Annotated in this window: 1 protein-coding gene; it reads left to right on the forward strand. The window is 62.3% G+C overall.

Going from position 1 to position 1,453, the window contains the following annotated elements; all coding sequences use genetic code 11:
- On the forward strand, positions 1-1,437 hold a 1,437-nt coding region (locus ASE94_RS00015; RefSeq protein ID WP_244483857.1), incomplete at its 5' end, for an IS66 family transposase.
- Positions 1,438-1,453 lie beyond the last annotated feature (16 nt).

Genomic DNA, 1,453 nt, shown 5'->3' on the forward strand with positions numbered 1-1,453 from the left:
CTGGAAAAGCTGGTCGCTGCGTTCAAGCAGGCAGCCTTCGGAAGCCGGTCGGAAAAGAGCGACCCTAACCAGTTCGAACTGGCGCTGGAAGATCTGGAAACGGCAATCGCGGTTGTCCATGCCGAAGAGGACGCCGAGGATCGCGTCGCTCGACGACCGGCCAAACCGCGCAATGCCAACCGTGGTTCGCTGCCCAAGCACTTGCCGCGGATCGAGGAGATCATCGAACCCGAGAGCCTGGTCTGTGGCTGTGGCGGCGGGCTGCACTGCGTTGGCGAGGATGTCTCCGAGCGGCTCGACGTGATCCCGGCCCAGTTCCGGGTAATTGTCACTCGTCGTCCCAAATATGCCTGCCGATCCTGCACCGACGGCGTGGTGCAGGCGCCGGCGCCCGCTCGGCTGATCCCGGGTGGGCTGCCGACCGAGGCCACCGTCGCCCATGTTCTGGTGAGCAAATATGCCGATCACCTGCCGCTCTATCGCCAGGCGCAGATCTTTAGCCGTCAGGGTGTTGATCTAGACCGTTCAACCCTTGCCGACTGGGTCGGCCGTGCCGCCTTCGAGCTGCGTCCGGTTTACGATGCGCTCATGGCAGATCTGAAACGGTCTTCGAAGCTGTTCATGGACGAAACCCGCGCGCCGGTGCTCGATCCTGGGGCGCGAAAAACCAAGACCGGTTACTTCTGGGCTTTGGCCCGCGATGATCGCCCCTGGAATGGCACCGCACCACCCGGTGTGGCCTTCACCTATGCGCCTGGCCGAAGTGGCGTGCATGCCGAACGGATATTGCAGGGCTTTAGCGGCATCCTGCAGGTGGATGGCTATGCCGGCTACAATCGGCTGATTGCGCCTGGTCGCGTCGGCGCCGGTATCCAGCTCGCCTATTGTTGGGCTCATGCCCGTCGCAAGCTAGTCGAGATCACGCGCGCCGGTACCGCCCCGATTGCCGAAGAGGGTGTACGGCTCATCGGCGACCTCTATGCCATCGAAGCCGAGATCCGAGGTCTCCGGCCGGATGCCCGCCTTGCCGCTCGCCAGGAACGATCTGAACCAGCTGTCGCGCTGATACGCGAATGGCTGGATCATCATCGTGCCCGCGTCTCGGCGAAAGCGCCCATTGGGGAAGCCTTGAGCTACATCGCCAAATACTGGACCGGGCTCGCGCTGTTCCTCAATGATGGCCGCATCGAGCTCGACAACAATGCCGTTGAGCGCACCATCCGCCCGATTGCGCTGAACCGGAAGAACGCACTCTTTGCTGGCCATGATGCTGGAGCAGAAAACTGGGCCGTCATCGCTTCGCTGATCGAAACCTGCAAGCTCAATGGCGTCGATCCCTACGCCTGGCTGAAGGCATCGCTCCACGCCATCGTCGCCAACCACAAGCAGAACCGCATCAACGAATTGCTCCCTTGGAACTTCGTGCCCAAGGTGTGACCGGCACATCGCTTAC

The sequence above is a fragment of the Devosia sp. Leaf64 genome (assembly GCF_001421945.1).
GTDB lineage: Bacteria > Pseudomonadota > Alphaproteobacteria > Rhizobiales > Devosiaceae > Devosia.